Raw genomic sequence first — 13939 nt, 5'->3', positions numbered from 1 at the left:
CGGCGAAGACGTGCGCGGGGCACCCTGTGAGCGTCGATAAAATTCACCGGTGATGTCCGACGTTGCCATGCTCACGCAGTCTGCTCAGGCCAGTCTCGGCGTGAAGGATTACGGCGCGGCAGCCTCGGCGGCCTGGGCGGTGTTGAACGTCGAGCCGTTGAACGAGCATGCGATGCGGTTGTATGCGCTCGCGTTGCACGGGCAGGGCCGTGGCGCCGACGCGTTGGCGATGGCGTGGCGTCTGGTGACGGAGCATCCACGGTCGGCGCTGGCGCAGTACACCTACGCGAGCCTGCTGCACGAGTCCCGCATGGATCAGCAGGCGCTGGCGGTTCTCGACGAGTCGTTGCGGCTGGACCCGACGAACACGGACGCACTGGTGTTGCGCGGCGACATCTTTCGCACGACGTGGGGGCTCAAAGCTGCCGAGCAGCAGTACCTGCAGGCGCTGCGGATCGAGCCGAACAACGCGTTGGCGACACACAACCTCGCGGTGGCCCGGCTGCGGTGGGGGACGCTGACGCAGGCGGTGCGGGGCCTGCTGGCTGCCGACAGACTCGATCCGGCGTTGCGCCCGTTGGTGACCGACAACATCGGGCTGGCGATGGCGCGCGTGTTGCGGATGGCGACGGCGTCGGTGGTGTTCCTGGCGGTGGCGCTGATCGTGGTGATGGCAGCACACGACGACGGGATGTCGACGGTGATTCCGCGGATCGCAGCGGGAGTACTGGGTCTGGCTCTCGTTGTCCCGCTGGTGTGGGTGGTGCGTACGGTCCCTGCGGCGGTCTTGAGTGTTGTTGTGCAGCAACGTCTTTTGCTCGGGGTGCGAATGGCTTTCGTGGCGTTGGCGGTGCTGCTGGGCGTGGTGACGGCGGCGGTGGGCGCGAACCCGGTATCCGACGCGGCGGGCACGCTGCTGTTGTTCGGGGTGTTCGGGCTGACGGTGCTCGGATTCGTGACGGGTTCGTAGCGTTTCCAGCAAGTCGCGAGTGTGAGGCTACCGCCACCCTCGGCGAGGAGCGTAAAGCTAGCGTCACACTCGAATTGTTCAGTTCGTGGAGCCCTGAAGTCACTCGTGACGCGTCTCCTTCACATCAATGTTCTCGAATTCTTCCGGTGAGAAAGTGCCGGTCCGCCCCATGTACTGGTCGCCAGTCAGCCCGATTTCCTTTGCCGCTGCCGGGGATCCGATGAAACTCACAGAGATCAATCCGTTGGGTGATCGCCGACTGAGGGAAACGATGTGCCCCTTGATAGTTCCTGTTACTCGGCGGTGGATGATGCCCCCGATGCTGGACCTTGGCACTTTGACCCACTTGAGTGGAAGGCTGAACCTCTCATGTGAGGAGCCATACTGCAGCGCGTCCGGATATTCGAATCCATAGTCGTGGCTGATCGCTAGCCACTCGTTTGTGCTGCGGTGAACCTCGAACCAGCGTCCACGATAAAGGGTAAATGCGCTGTTGACTGGCGTCTCGGTCATGGTCCTTACTCCGGAAACAGCGGACGTCCTTCGGCATCACTGAATGAAGCCGTGAGGTCACTTAACGACGACGAGAGAAAATGGGAAAGCATTACGAGCCGCGATACGGCACTGATATCGCCGGCAGCAACGGCTACGACATCTCCCTCTCGGCTGAAAAGGGTGCAGTGTCCTTCTTCATCGATATCGCTGAGACGGTAGCCACGAGCAATGAGCTCGCGTTTACTGGGAATCCGCAGACGTTTCAGGCGGTGCATGGATCTATATGCCGCGCCAAACTGGCCGTACAGGTAGCGCTCGATGGTGCTCATCGTAGGAGCGAACAACTCGAGGTGTTCTGTTGACCGGCGCTGTGCCCTCGTGAGCGCATATCTATCCTGAGTTCGTCTGACGTACAGGCGGGTCTCGCCTCCAGTCGACCAGAAGATGGCAGCACCTGAACTATCCTCAGGTGTCAACGTGAAGTTTGCGGCTGCCGCCCATTCAGCCAGTCGATCTGAAATCGGAGGCGCGGTCATTCTTCCAGTATCCCGTCGATGAGGAGCTGGTCGACAGGCACTTCAACGTTCTCGGCGTTGTATACGAGCACTTGAAGAGCGCCGCCGTCTCTGCCGAAAGCTGGCGCGACTTGTGAAACCTCTATCGACCATCCGTTGGGCAATTCGCCGAACGTGTACGCGTGGTATTCGAGCTCCAAAGATTTGACAGGAAGCGAGCGCGATTCAAATGATGGCGCAACACCTTCCGGCATGACGCCAAGGTACGCGCCGCCGGGGCCGCCGATTCGGTCGAGGTGTTGCCCGTAGTCTCGAAGGAACGCGCTTCCCGACTCATACATCACACGAGTTCCCGGCATCGCTCCGTCATTCGGCGGGTAGTTATGCCAATGGTCACCGTCGGGTCCGATCTTGTTGTACCGCTCGTCGTACTGTTCCTTGCTGAGTGGGTTGCCGTGCTCATCATGCCCGTACGGCTCGTGAGGATTCTCGACAAGGCTCAATGTCTCCCGGTTGACGTCGTTCGGTGTCGGGTATTCCCCTGATTCCCAATGGTGCTCGAGCGGCTGACCGTATTCTGGTTCGTCAGGTCCGTCATCGATTCGATGCCATCCATCCCCAGACGGTTCGTGGGAATGCACCGGCGAGTGCGCGTGAGGATCTGAACTAGGCGCATTGTGGTCGTGCGTGCCGGCGTCCGTGTGATGGTCGGTGTCCGTCCTAGCGTGTGCATCAGCCGCAGTGCCTCCGCCTGCGTGCTCTCCTAGCCGACTGCCATCTGTTGGAGTGGTATGACCGGACGACTCCTTGCTCTGCGGTGAGGCATCAGTCGCGTGCTCAGGGGTAGGAGACCCATGAGGAGGCGCCTCGGCTGGGTGTGGCGCGTCTGTTTGCGGGTTGGCAGGCGTATCCGCGCCGTTGGGATGCGTCGATTCAGCTGACGGAACATGCTGCGGCGCAGCGCTTGTCGGCGCCTCTGACGGCCCATCATGCGAGGGCGAACCTCCGCCTGATGACTCCGGCGGCTGGGAAGAAGCCGAGTGTGCGGGCGCCTCCGTTGCCCCTCCCGACGGTCCGTGCGGCGTTGTCGATCCGCCACCAGATTCGGGGACCCCGCCGGGTGACGCCGACGGCGTGGACCCGCCCGGCGACGATCCATTCGGCGAAGCCGCCGAACCTGGTGACGTGTCGCCGCCGCCGCCTCGTCCTGCATCCACCGGTGCCCGCGGACCGGAACCGCCCTCAGCACCCGAGCCCGACGGCCGGCCCCCAGGAGCCGATGGCTCACCAGTGCGCGGGCCGCCTCCCGACGGCCCGCCACCTGACGGCGAGCCACCCGACGGCGTCGACCCACCCGGCGCCGGTCCGGCGCCGACAGACCCCGGCCCCGCACCGCCCGGAATACCCTCGGGCCGCAGCGGCGGCACCCCGCCTGCGCCGTTGGGGTTGAACTCCGGAACATGCGGCGTCTCAATGCGACTCGGCGTCCCACGGGTCCAGCTGCCCAGCTCGCCGACCTTGGGCAGGCGGCCTTCTTCGAGCACCCGTCGGCTCAGGTTCAGGCCCTTGGCGACGCTGCCGGTCTTCGACAGCGCGCCGCCGGGCACGAACAGCGAGCCGATGTTGAACGCCGCCTCGCCCGCGGCACGGCCAGGATGGTCACCCGACCACTTGTCCCACGCGACGAACTCCTTGCCCATGTTCGCCAGCACGCCAGGCAGGCTCGACGGGTCCTTGGCCACCGAGAGCGCCATCTCGGCCATGCCCTTCCAGGTGTCCGGATCGGCCATCGCCACGATCCCCGACACCGTCCCGATCAAGCCGGTCACCGCACCCACCTGGATATCGGTGTACAGCGTCACGGCGTTGGCGAGGTCGTTGCCTACCCGGTCGCCGAACGTCTCGACCAGGATGGGGCGGATCCACTTCTGGAACGCAGTCGCCGCATCGCCGATGAGGCCGGTGAGTTCGTCGAGCAGCCCGACGATGCCCTTCACCTGACTCTGGAAGTTGTGCAGGACCGTGCCGATGTCGTGGGCGACCTCCCGCAGGATGTCGTCGGCCTCACCGGTGAAGATGCCCTTCACCGTGTCCCACAGGCCGTCCAACGACAGCCGGTCGAGGATCCGCCGGATCGCGTCCTGGGTCTCCTGGACGCCGTTCGCAAAATCCGTAATCGATTGCGCCACAGACTTCGACACGTCGGCGAGCGACGAGATGGCGGTGCCCAGGCTCTCCATTGCGGTCTTCATCGCCGCGACCTCGGGGATCTGCTGGGCGGCGATCACGTTTTTGATGCCCGTCAGCTGCGGCTCGATCAGCGCGAATCCGGTGGCGAAGTTGCGCCACTGCGTCGCCGTCACCCCCATGATTGGCGCATTGCCAGACGGCCACGTCATCGCCGCGCCGGCGAAGAAGCCGATGCCAGGCAGCACCTGCAGAAACGGTTGGATCAGATACCACTTGTCCGGCGGCGGGACGGTGACACCGTTGGGCCCGGCCGGAACGTGGGCGGGCAAGGCCTTACCGGGCTCGGCGCCGACGCCGCCCGAGGGGCCGGGGCCGCCGATCGTCACCGACGCATCGGCGTTGCGGTAGTTGTAACCGGTGGCCTGCAACAGCATGCCCACGGCGTTGAAGGCGTTGGCGGCATCGGCGACGGCCGAGGTGAATTCGCCTGCCTGATGGCCGTATTTCAGCCCGAAATTCATGCCCGCCGGGTCCATGCCGGAGGAGATGCCGCCACCCAGCGCCGCGCCCAGCGCATCCGACAGCCGAGCCAGTTGGGCACCGATCGCTCCGGTCTGCTGACCCGCGGCGATCAGCGCCTCTGGGTCAACTTCGATCCGCACTGAGTGACCCCCCGATGGTCATACCTGCCACATCTGACCGTTCTTGGCGACGGCGTCGGTGTAGTTCTTGTGGGCCGTGTCGGCGACTTTCTGCAGCGCGGTGAGCGATTCCTTCATCTGCTCTGCGCCGCTCTCCCATTGCTTCTGTGCCTGGTCCTGGGCGTCGGAGGCGGCGCCTTCCCACGATCCGCGCAGCATGGCCATCGTGTGCTCGATGTCGTCGAGGCACTCGGTGACCTCACGGCCGAATTCCTCCATGTGACGGATCGCGGCGCGCAGCGCATCGAAGTCCACCACCAGCTCGCTCATCGCTCGTCCTTCGGCGTCGAGTCCCGTCCGGATTCCGGTGGCGATTCGGGTGCGGGAGCCTGGTCGCCCTGTGCCGCGCTTTCGACCATCGACGACACCTGCTCGACGAGGCCGCCGGCCATCTGAGCGCCCTGCTGCAGGAAGCCGCCGAGTTGTTGGGGCGCCGACTGAGCGGACTCCGCGACCGACCCCAGCTGATCGAGGTTCATCGCCTTGGCCAACCCCGTCAGCGGCTCGGAGGAGGGAGCAGCAGCCCCACCGACCGCCGCGGAAGCCGCCGGCGCCGCACTCGGAGCCCCCCCGCCGCCACCTCCGGCGGGCGCACCCCCGCCGCCACCGCCCTGCATCGTCGCGTTCAGTGCCTCACCGGACTGCTGGTCGGTTTTTGCGTACTCCTTGCCCGCGAGGCTCAGCAGGTCGGCCATGTTCTGCAGGCCACGGACCACCTGGCCGGCTCCGGTGTGCCACTGGTCCCACGCAGGCCCGTACGCCGAGGCAGCCCCGCCCTTCCAGCCCGAGCCCAGCAGCTGCCGTGTCTCCAGGTCGACGCCGGACAACCCGTCCTGCAGCCGCTGTCCGGCGTCGCGCAGGCGCTCCGACGCCGCCTGCAATTCCGAGACCACCACCTCGACCGAACGCTCCACGGCAAGCAGCCTATGGGCCGCCGGGAGGGGGTCCGTGCGCCAATTTCGCGGCGCCCCGAGGTTCTAGGGTGGTGACGTGCGCCTCCTCCTGATCGCCGACACACACGTGCCGAAGCGGGCCAAGGACCTGCCGCCACAGGTGTGGGATGCGGTCGACGCGGCCGACGTCGTGATCCATGCCGGGGACTGGGTGGAACCCGAACTGCTCGACGAGCTGGAGCAGCGCTCCCGCCGGTTGGTGGCCTGCTGGGGCAACAACGACGGCGACGAACTGCGCCGCCGGCTGCCCGAACGGGCCGACGTCGAACTGGGCGGGCTGCGCTTCACCGTCACGCACGAGACGGGCGGTGCCGAAGGCCGCGAGGCTCGCATGGCCAAGGCCTACCCCGACACCGACGTGCTGGTCTTCGGCCACAGCCACATCCCGTGGGACACCACCGCCGAGGGCGGTCTGCGTCTGCTCAACCCGGGCTCGCCGACCGATCGCCGGCGTCAGCCGCACTGCACCTACATGACGGCGACGGTCGGCGAGGGGGTGCTGACCGACGTCGAGCTGCACCAGGTGCCTCGCCGTGAGTGAGCGGCCCGCGACCGTCGACGACGTGCACCGCATCGCCGCCGGGATGCCGCACGTGACGCGCATCGAGGGCCCGAAGGCCGGCAATCCGATCTACCAGGTCGGCGGCAAGTCGTTCGTGTTCTTCCGGACCCCGCGGCCCGACGCGGTCGATCCCGACACCGGGGAGAAGTACCCGGACGTCATCGTGATCTGGGTGGAGTCCGAGGCCGACAAGCTCGCACTCACCCAGGACCCGTCGTCGCCGGTCTTCACGACGCCGCATTTCGACGGGCATCTGTCGGTGCTGGTGCGCGCGAGCCGTCTCGGCGAGGTCGCGGTGAGCGAGCTCCAGGAACTGATTCAGGACGCGTGGCTGTCCCGCGCGTCGAAACGCCGCGCGCAGCAGTGGCTCAGCCGAGACGAGTGACCGTGTCGTGCTCGGCACCGCAGCAGAACAGTGCGAGCCGGGCCGGCACGTCGCCGGGATTGCGCCACCGATGCCGAGTCCCGTTCTGCACCACGGTGTCCCCGGGGTGCAGCGTCACCTCGGCGCCGTCGTCGAGCTCCAGGATCACGGTGCCCTCCAGCACCACCTCGAAGTCGATGGTGTCGGTGGTGTGCATACCGGGATCATCGAGTTCCATGTAGGCCAGCAGGCCGGGCAGCTTCTCCTCGCCGTCGGCGATCGCCTCCTCGGTGGTGAGGTCGTCCGTCCTGGCCGTGGCGGTTCCCGGCGGCAGCGTGAACATCGAGAACCGGAACCCGCCGATCGGCGGAAAGTAGGTGCGCCAGTTCGGCATCGACCCGTCGTCGGGGAAGTGCGGCGTCTGGTCGCCGCCCCACAGCATCGTGAACTCCGACCCGGGAAGCAGCACCGGCGTGCGCGGGGCGACGCTCTGGTCGCTGACGAACACCGACTTCCCGGCGGCATCGTGACCGGTGACAACCCGACGGACATCCATTGACTCAGTCAACCACCGAGACCACCCCGGTCGTGGCAGTCTCAGCGGAATGGAGCACAAGCCGCCCACCGGCACGATCGAAGCCGCCCACCGCCAGCATCTGAGCACCCTCCCGTTCGACGACACCAGGGATTTCACCGACGCCGATCGCGGCTTCATCGCCGCGAAGACACCGTGCGTCATCACCGCCGCCGACGGGCGGGTGGTTTGGGACAACGACATCTACGACTTCCTGAGCGGGGACGCGCCTACATCGGTGCATCCGAGCCTGTGGAGGCAATCGCAACTGGCTGCCAAGCAGGGCCTCTACGAGGTAGTCGCAGGCATCTACCAGGTCCGCGGATTCGACCTGTCCAACATCACGTTCGTCGAAGGCGACACCGGCATCATCGTCATCGACCCGCTGGTCTCCACCGAGGTCGCCGCAGCTGCCCTCGCCCTCTACCGCGAGCACCGCGGCGAGCGTCCCGTCACCGCCGTCATCTACACCCACAGCCACGTCGACCATTTCGGTGGCGTTCTCGGGGTGACCACACAGGCAGACGTCGACGCGGGCACGGTCGCGGTGCTGGCACCCGAGGGCTTCACCGCGCACGCCGTGCAGGAGAACGTCTACGCGGGCACGGCCATGGCCCGCCGCGCCGGCTACATGTACGGGGCGGTCCTGGAACGCGGACCGCAGGGTCAGGTGGGCTGCGGCCTCGGTCAGACCCCGTCCACCGGTGAGGTGGCGATCATCTTGCCGACCATCGACATTCGCGAGACGGGGGAGACCCACACCATCGACGGTGTCGAGATCGAGTTCCAGATGGCGCCCGGTACCGAGGCGCCGGCCGAGATGCATTTCTACTTCCCGAAATTCCGCGCCCTGTGCATGGCCGAGAACGCCACCCACAACCTGCACAACCTACTGACGCTGCGCGGTGCGCTGGTGCGCGATCCACACGGCTGGGCCGGCTACCTCACCGAGGCGATCGACACCTTCGCCGATCGCGCCGACGTCGTGTTCGCCTCGCACCACTGGCCCACGTGGGGCAAGGACCGCATCGTCGAATTCCTCTCCCTGCAAAGGGATCTGTACGCCTACCTGCACGACCAGACCTTGCGCCAGCTCAACCAGGGCTTCACCGGGATCGAGATCGCCGAGACGTTCACGATGCCGCCCGCGCTGGAGAACGCCTGGCATGCACGCGGTTACTACGGCTCGGTGAGCCACAACGTCAAGGCTGTCTACCAACGCTACATGGGCTGGTTCGACGGCAACCCCGCCCGGTTGTGGCCGCATCCCCCGGAGGCGGCAGGACCCCGCTATGTCGCCGCGATGGGCGGGCTCGACCGTGTGGTGGAGATCGCGCAGCAAGCCTTCGATGACGGTGATTTCCGATGGGCAGCAACACTTCTGGACCATGCCGTCTTCACCGACGAGAATCATGCGGGTGCTCGACAGCTCTACGCTGACACCCTCGAGCAGCTGGCGTACGGGGCGGAGACCGCCACGTGGCGCAACTTTTTTCTCGCGGGAGCCACCGAGCTGCGCGACGGCAACTTCGGCACCCCGACGTCGACATCGACGACGATGGCGGCCCAGCTCTCCCCGGAGCAGATGTTCGACGTGCTGGCGATCAGCGTGAACGGGCCGCGCGCATGGGATCTCGACCTGGCGATCGACGTGACATTCCAAGACCTCGCGACCAATTACCGGCTCACTCTGCGCAACGGTGTGTTGGTCTATCGCAGGGTCGATGCCGACGAACAGACCGCGCAGGCGACGCTGCGGTTGGCGACCAAAGTGCGGCTGCTGAGCCTGGCGGCCGGTGACGCGACGTCACCGGGGGTCGAGATCGTCGGGGACGCAGCAGTTCTCACACAACTGGTCGGGGTGCTGGACAAGCCGGACCCGGCATTCGACATCGTGACGCCCTAGGGCTGGCCGCCGTCGGCGCGGATGATCGATCCGGTGGTGAAGCTGCTCGCGTCCGACATCAAAAACAGCGCAGCGCCGATGATCTCGCGCGGCTGGCCGGCGCGCTTCATTGCCAGGTGGCCGAACGCCTGGTCGGGGTCGAACGTCCACGCGTCGGCGATGTCGGTGAGAAACGGACCGGGCATCAGCGTGTTGACCCGTACCGTCGGTCCGAAGGCCTTCGCCAGGGCCTCGGTCATCGCATTGAGGCCCGCTTTGGCTGCCGCATACGGGAGGAACATCGGATCCGGTCGCAGCGAGCCGCTCGTGCTGACGTTGATGATCGACCCGCCGCCTGCGGCCAGCATCCGTTCCCCGACGAGCGCGGAGAGTCGGAACGGCCCCTTCAGGTTCAGGTTGAGCACGGCGTCGAACAGCTTCTCGCTCACAGAGGTGAGGGAGTCGTACAGCGGGGACATGCCCGCGTTGTTCACCAGCACGTCGATGCGCCCGAATCTGTCGTGGGCGGCGTCGACGAGGCCGTCGAGCTGATCCCACCGTCCGACGTGCACCGCGTAGGGCAACGCGCTGCGTCCCGTCTCGGCCGTGATCTCGTCGGCCGTCGCGGCGCAGGTCTCGTAGGAGCGGCTGGCGATCACGACGTCGGCGCCGCACCGGGCCGCGGCGAACGCCATCTCGCGCCCCAGCCCGCGGCTGCCCCCGGTCACGAGCACCACGCGGTCGGTCATGTCGAACAGCGCATCGGCGTACCCGGTCACGGGCCCTATGGTGGCACGGTGCAACTGCTTCTCGTCCGACATGCGCTCCCGCTGCGCAGCGAGCCGGGGGAGGGTTCGGACCCGAGCCTGTCGCCCGACGGTGTGGCTCAGGCCGCCCGGCTGCCCGACGCGCTGGCCCGCTTCCCGATCACCCGGCTGGTGAGCAGCCCGCAGGTGCGGGCCATCGACACCGGCAGGCCCGTCGCCGACGCCCTCGGCCTACCCATCGAGGTCGACGATCGGCTCGCCGAGTACGACCGCGACCTGGAGCACTACATCCCGATCGAACAGATCGCGCAGGAGAGCCCGCAGGAGCTGCAGCGGTTGATCGACGGTCACCTGCCCAGCAGCGTCGACGAGGACGCTTTCCGCGCCCGCATCACCGCCGGCATCGAGGACGTGGTGGCTGCTGCCGATCACGAGGACACCGTCGTGGTGTTCAGCCACGGCGGCGTGATCAACGTGCTACTGCACACCATCCTGCGCACGCCGCGGCTGCTCAACTTCCACGTCGACTACGCCTCGGTGACTCGTGTGCTGTCCTCCCGCAGCGGTCGGCTCTCGGTGGCCAGCGTCAACGGCACCGAACACGTATGGGATCTGCTGCCGCGAAACACCAGGTGGTAAACAGAACGCCGTGACGGACCTCGAAGGCCTCGACCTCACTGCCCTGGATCGCCACCTGCGCGAGGTGGGCGTGCCCCGCTCCGGTGATCTGCGCGCCGAGTTGGTGTCCGGCGGCCGGTCGAATCTGACGTTCCTGGTGGCCGACGATGCCTCGACGTGGGTGCTGCGCCGGCCCCCGCTGCACGGGCTCACGCCGTCGGCCCACGACATGGCCCGCGAGTACCGCGTGGTGGCCGCACTGAAAGACACTGCGGTGCCGGTGGCCCGGGCAGTGACGATGCGCAACGACGACTCTGTGCTCGGTGCGCCCTTCCAGATGGTGGAGTTCGTCCCCGGCCGGGTGGTGCGCTACACCCATCAACTCGAGGCTCTCGGCGACAAGGCGGCCATCGAGCAGTCCGTCGATGCGCTGATCGCCGTGCTCGCCGATCTGCATGCGGTCGAACCCGAGGCGGTCGGTCTCGGTGACTTCGGCAAGCCCACCGGTTATCTCGAGCGTCAGGTGCGGCGCTGGGGATCGCAGTGGGATCTGGTGAAGCAGCCCGACGACGCATGCGATGCGGACGTCAGGAAGCTGCACGCTCGCCTGGCGGAATCGGTGCCGGCCGAGAGCCGGGCCGCGATCGTGCACGGCGACTACCGCATCGACAACACGATTCTGGACTCCGAGGACGCCACGAAGGTCGTCGCCGTCCTCGACTGGGAGATGTCCACACTGGGCGATCCGCTCAGTGACGCCGCACTGATGTGCGTCTACCGGCATCCGACGTTCCACTTCGTGCATGCCGACGCGGCGTGGGCGTCGGAGTTGGTACCCGATCCGGACGCGCTCGCCGAGAAGTACTCGCGGGCCGCCGGTGTCGAGCTGCACGACTGGGACTTCTACATGGCGCTGGCCTATTTCAAGCTCGCGATCATCGGCGCCGGCATCGCATATCGAGCCCGAGAGTCCGGCGTGACCGACGAGGGCGACCGCGTCGAGGAAGCCGTCGCACCGTTGATCGCCGCGGGGTTGAGCTCCCTCTCGTAGATTCACGAGGTTTCTTCCGCGGTAGCGGTGGGTAGAGTGACGCGTGCCCTCAGGTGAGATGAAGCGTGACGTCGGTGCTGAACTCGACATCGAGATCAGTGCGCCGACAACATTGGAATTCCAGATTGCAGTTGCGCCGCAGCCGGGCGCCCAGGTGACCGAATCCTTGTCATTCGTGTTGGACGGCAAGGAGATTCCGCTGGAGAAGATCAACGAGATCTCCGGCGATCACGGTAACCGCATCCACAAGTTCGATGTCGAGAAGGGCAACCTGAAGGTCAGCTACATCGCATCCGTGCGCGGGCTGGCCGATCCGACGCCGGTCACCGAACTCGACTTGACGACTTACCTGCGGCCCAGTAGGTACGCCGAGGCGGACAAGTTCTTCGGCTTCGCCGCGACCGAATTCGGTGACTACACCGACTCCGTGGCGCTGCTGGAGAAGGTGTCGTCGTGGGTCGGGTCGCGATTGCAGTACGTGCCCGGGTCCAGCGATCCGATCGACGGCGCGGCAGACACCCTGCTCGCCGGATCCGGGGTGTGCCGCGATTATGCGCACCTCGTCATCGCTCTGCTGCGCGCGGTCAACGTCCCCGCCCGCCTGGTGTCTGTGTACGCGCCGGGCTGCCAGCCGATGGATTTCCACGCCGTGGCCGAGGCGTTCGTCGACGGGCAGTGGCGGGTGGTCGACGCGACCCTCCTGGCGCCGCGACAGTCGTTGGTGCGCATCGCGACGGGGCGCGACGCAGCCGACACTGCATGGCTGGACAACCACAAGGGCTTGATCAACGTGAACAACATGGTCGTCACCGCAACCGTCGACGGTGACCTACCGAGGGATTCCGTCGATCAGGTGGTGTCGATTCAGTGAGGCCGGCCTACAACCCGGCTTTGAGATTCTTCTTCGCCGCCCGGCGCAGCTGGAAGATGCGCACCGCCCCGACGGCCACGGTGAGCAGGCCGCCGGCGACCGCCGCGGCGAGGATCGCGACACCCAGCGGCAGGCTCCAGCTCCAGCCGAGGAAAGCGAATTCGGCCGACTCGGTGTTCTGAGCGATGAAGATCAGCAGCACGATGAGAATCAGGAAGCCCAGTGTCAGCGCCGACCACAGCGCCGCGGCGCGGGTCCGGTGCACCGCGGATTCAGGCGGCGGAGGGGTGCCTTTCGCCGGTGTCGTCGGCACGTCGTACGTGGGCGGCGGCTCGGCCGACGAGAACGGTTCGCTGGACATGGCACCATTCTTGCCCTTTCGCGCTTCGAATGAAACATGCGCAGATGTCGCGTTAGGGTCACGACAGCTTCCGCGATCTGGAGAGGACGTTCCAGCGTGATCCGTTTCCGATGCCAGTCTCGACAATCCCGATGGTCGCCGCTGCGCGTCCTTCTGGCCGTGGTCCTCGCTTTCGCCGTCGCGGCGTGTGGCAGTTCCAATCCGCTCGGTGGTGGGGAGGTCTCGGGCGATCTGAAGTCGATCAAGGTCGGCTCGGCGGACTTCACCGAGTCCAAGATCATCGCCGAGATCTACGCGCAGGCGCTGGAGGCCAACGGTTTCACCGTCTCGCGGCAGTTCGGGATCGGCAGCCGTGAGACCTACATCCCGGCCGTGCAGGATCATTCGATCGACCTGATCCCCGAGTACACCGGCAACCTGCTGCAGTACTTCGACGAGAAGAGCCCGGCCACCACGTCAGATGCCGTGCTGCTCGCGTTGTTCAAGGCGCTGCCCGGCGACCTGTCGATCCTGGTTCCCTCACCCGCCGAGGACAAGGACACCCTGGCGGTGTCCGAGGCCACGGCGCAGCAATGGAACCTGAAGTCGATCGCGGATCTCGCAGCTCGCTCGCCTGAGGTGAAGGTCGGCGGCCCGTCGGAATTCCAGACGCGACAGACCGGGCTGGTGGGGCTGAAGGACAAGTACGGTCTGGACATCACGCCGGCCAACTTCGTGGCGATCAGCGACGGCGGCGGCCCCGCGACAGTGCAGGCGCTCACCGGCGGCACAGTCACCGCGGCGAACATCTTCTCCACCTCCCCGGCGATCGAGCAGAGCAAGCTGGTGGTGCTCGAGGACCCGAAGAACGTGTTCCTGGCGGCCAATGTGGTGCCGCTGGTCGCCTCGCAGAAGATGTCGTCCGATCTGAAGACCGTGCTCGATGCCGTCAGCGCCAAACTGACGACCGAGGCGCTGATCCAGTTGAACACCGCTGTCGAGGGCAACCAGGGCGTCGATCCAGACGAGGCTGCGGGAAAGTGGATCGCCGACAACGGCTTCGACAAACCCGTCGGGAAGTAG

General features: G+C 66.4%; 16 protein-coding genes. 8 read left to right on the top strand and 8 right to left on the bottom strand.

Going from position 1 to position 13939, the window contains the following annotated elements; genetic code table 11:
* The first annotated feature begins 52 nt into the window (after window positions 1-52).
* On the top strand, window positions 53-970 hold the full coding sequence (locus ACZY1G_RS14915; protein WP_463823006.1) for a BTAD domain-containing putative transcriptional regulator: 918 nt from the start codon (window positions 53-55) through the stop codon (window positions 968-970).
* A gap of 99 nt (window positions 971-1069) precedes the next feature.
* Here ACZY1G_RS14915 and ACZY1G_RS14910 read toward each other — a convergent pair whose 3' ends face one another.
* Genes ACZY1G_RS14910 through ACZY1G_RS14890 form a run of 5 tightly spaced genes read right to left on the bottom strand, consistent with a single transcriptional unit; the run spans window position 1070 to window position 5785 of the window.
* Window positions 1070-1483, bottom strand: coding sequence for a hypothetical protein (locus ACZY1G_RS14910; RefSeq protein ID WP_463812617.1), 414 nt, complete (start codon window positions 1481-1483; stop codon window positions 1070-1072).
* A gap of 5 nt (window positions 1484-1488) precedes the next feature.
* Window positions 1489-2001 carry an Imm61 family immunity protein gene (locus tag ACZY1G_RS14905; RefSeq protein ID WP_463822818.1) on the bottom strand — a complete coding sequence of 171 codons (513 nt, stop codon included), beginning with the start codon at window positions 1999-2001 and terminating at the stop codon, window positions 1489-1491.
* Entirely contained in the window at window positions 1998-4832 is a 2835-nt protein-coding gene (locus ACZY1G_RS14900; RefSeq protein ID WP_463822817.1) for a glycohydrolase toxin TNT-related protein, read from the bottom strand. The genes ACZY1G_RS14905 and ACZY1G_RS14900 overlap by 4 nt, the downstream gene beginning before the upstream one ends.
* An 18-nt stretch (window positions 4833-4850) precedes the next feature.
* Window positions 4851-5141, bottom strand: a complete 291-nt coding sequence (locus tag ACZY1G_RS14895; RefSeq protein WP_463812614.1) for a WXG100 family type VII secretion target — start codon at window positions 5139-5141, stop codon at window positions 4851-4853.
* Complete coding sequence (locus ACZY1G_RS14890) at window positions 5138-5785, bottom strand: WXG100 family type VII secretion target (RefSeq protein WP_463822816.1); 648 nt, start codon at window positions 5783-5785, stop codon at window positions 5138-5140. The genes ACZY1G_RS14895 and ACZY1G_RS14890 overlap by 4 nt, the downstream gene beginning before the upstream one ends.
* A gap of 76 nt (window positions 5786-5861) precedes the next feature.
* Between ACZY1G_RS14890 and ACZY1G_RS14885 the strand changes: the two genes are divergently transcribed.
* Window positions 5862-6365, top strand: coding sequence for a metallophosphoesterase family protein (locus ACZY1G_RS14885; protein ID WP_463822815.1), 504 nt, complete (start codon window positions 5862-5864; stop codon window positions 6363-6365).
* Window positions 6358-6771, top strand: coding sequence for an MmcQ/YjbR family DNA-binding protein (locus ACZY1G_RS14880; RefSeq protein ID WP_463822814.1), 414 nt, complete (start codon window positions 6358-6360; stop codon window positions 6769-6771). Before ACZY1G_RS14885 ends, ACZY1G_RS14880 begins: the two co-directional genes overlap by 8 nt.
* On the opposite strand, the gene ACZY1G_RS14875 is transcribed toward ACZY1G_RS14880, so the two are convergent.
* Window positions 6755-7306: a cupin domain-containing protein gene (locus ACZY1G_RS14875; RefSeq protein ID WP_463822813.1), complete on the bottom strand. Its 552-nt coding sequence runs from the start codon at window positions 7304-7306 to the stop codon at window positions 6755-6757. The two genes, ACZY1G_RS14880 and ACZY1G_RS14875, sit on opposite strands and share 17 nt — an antisense overlap.
* Before the next feature lie 49 nt (window positions 7307-7355).
* On the opposite strand from ACZY1G_RS14875, the gene ACZY1G_RS14870 reads away from it, so the two are divergent.
* Entirely contained in the window at window positions 7356-9230 is a 1875-nt protein-coding gene (locus ACZY1G_RS14870) for an alkyl/aryl-sulfatase (protein ID WP_463822812.1), read from the top strand.
* Here ACZY1G_RS14870 and ACZY1G_RS14865 read toward each other — a convergent pair.
* The gene (locus ACZY1G_RS14865) at window positions 9227-10030 is read right to left on the bottom strand and encodes an SDR family NAD(P)-dependent oxidoreductase (RefSeq protein ID WP_463812608.1); all 804 of its coding nucleotides are present in this window, start codon (window positions 10028-10030) and stop codon (window positions 9227-9229) included. The two genes, ACZY1G_RS14870 and ACZY1G_RS14865, sit on opposite strands and share 4 nt — an antisense overlap.
* On the opposite strand from ACZY1G_RS14865, the gene ACZY1G_RS14860 reads away from it, so the two are divergent.
* From ACZY1G_RS14860 to ACZY1G_RS14850, 3 genes are read left to right on the top strand one after another with little or no spacing between them, the layout of a single operon-like run.
* On the top strand, window positions 10007-10615 hold the full coding sequence (locus ACZY1G_RS14860; protein ID WP_463822811.1) for a histidine phosphatase family protein: 609 nt from the start codon (window positions 10007-10009) through the stop codon (window positions 10613-10615). The genes ACZY1G_RS14865 and ACZY1G_RS14860 overlap by 24 nt on opposite strands.
* A 10-nt stretch (window positions 10616-10625) precedes the next feature.
* The gene (locus tag ACZY1G_RS14855) at window positions 10626-11645 is read left to right on the top strand and encodes a phosphotransferase family protein (RefSeq protein WP_463822810.1); all 1020 of its coding nucleotides are present in this window, start codon (window positions 10626-10628) and stop codon (window positions 11643-11645) included.
* Between the two features lie 58 nt (window positions 11646-11703).
* The gene (locus ACZY1G_RS14850) at window positions 11704-12516 is read left to right on the top strand and encodes a transglutaminase-like domain-containing protein (RefSeq protein ID WP_463823005.1); all 813 of its coding nucleotides are present in this window, start codon (window positions 11704-11706) and stop codon (window positions 12514-12516) included.
* Between the two features lie 7 nt (window positions 12517-12523).
* Here ACZY1G_RS14850 and ACZY1G_RS14845 read toward each other — a convergent pair whose 3' ends face one another.
* A complete protein-coding gene (locus ACZY1G_RS14845) occupies window positions 12524-12877 on the bottom strand; it encodes a LapA family protein (protein ID WP_463812605.1) in 354 nt (117 codons plus the stop codon).
* 96 nt (window positions 12878-12973) lie between these two features.
* On the opposite strand from ACZY1G_RS14845, the gene ACZY1G_RS14840 reads away from it, so the two are divergent.
* Window positions 12974-13939: an ABC transporter substrate-binding protein gene (locus tag ACZY1G_RS14840; RefSeq protein WP_463822809.1), complete on the top strand. Its 966-nt coding sequence runs from the start codon at window positions 12974-12976 to the stop codon at window positions 13937-13939.

The sequence above is a fragment of the Mycobacterium sp. IDUB_5 genome (assembly GCF_055419565.1).
Note: the sequence above shows the minus strand (reverse complement) of the source record. Positions and strands in the feature narration are given on the sequence as shown.

Excerpts from the sequence above, each read along its gene's own strand:
- ACZY1G_RS14915 (WP_463823006.1), top strand. The coding sequence starts at position 53 with ATGTCCGACGTTGCCATGCTCACGCAGTCTGCTCAGGCCAGTCTCGGC.
- ACZY1G_RS14910 (WP_463812617.1), bottom strand. The coding sequence starts at position 1,483 with ATGACCGAGACGCCAGTCAACAGCGCATTTACCCTTTATCGTGGACGC.
- ACZY1G_RS14905 (WP_463822818.1), bottom strand. The coding sequence starts at position 2,001 with ATGACCGCGCCTCCGATTTCAGATCGACTGGCTGAATGGGCGGCAGCC.
- ACZY1G_RS14895 (WP_463812614.1), bottom strand. The coding sequence starts at position 5,141 with ATGAGCGAGCTGGTGGTGGACTTCGATGCGCTGCGCGCCGCGATCCGT.
- ACZY1G_RS14875 (WP_463822813.1), bottom strand. The coding sequence starts at position 7,306 with ATGGATGTCCGTCGGGTTGTCACCGGTCACGATGCCGCCGGGAAGTCG.
- ACZY1G_RS14870 (WP_463822812.1), top strand. The coding sequence starts at position 7,356 with ATGGAGCACAAGCCGCCCACCGGCACGATCGAAGCCGCCCACCGCCAG.
- ACZY1G_RS14865 (WP_463812608.1), bottom strand. The coding sequence starts at position 10,030 with ATGTCGGACGAGAAGCAGTTGCACCGTGCCACCATAGGGCCCGTGACC.
- ACZY1G_RS14850 (WP_463823005.1), top strand. The coding sequence starts at position 11,704 with ATGAAGCGTGACGTCGGTGCTGAACTCGACATCGAGATCAGTGCGCCG.
- ACZY1G_RS14845 (WP_463812605.1), bottom strand. The coding sequence starts at position 12,877 with ATGTCCAGCGAACCGTTCTCGTCGGCCGAGCCGCCGCCCACGTACGAC.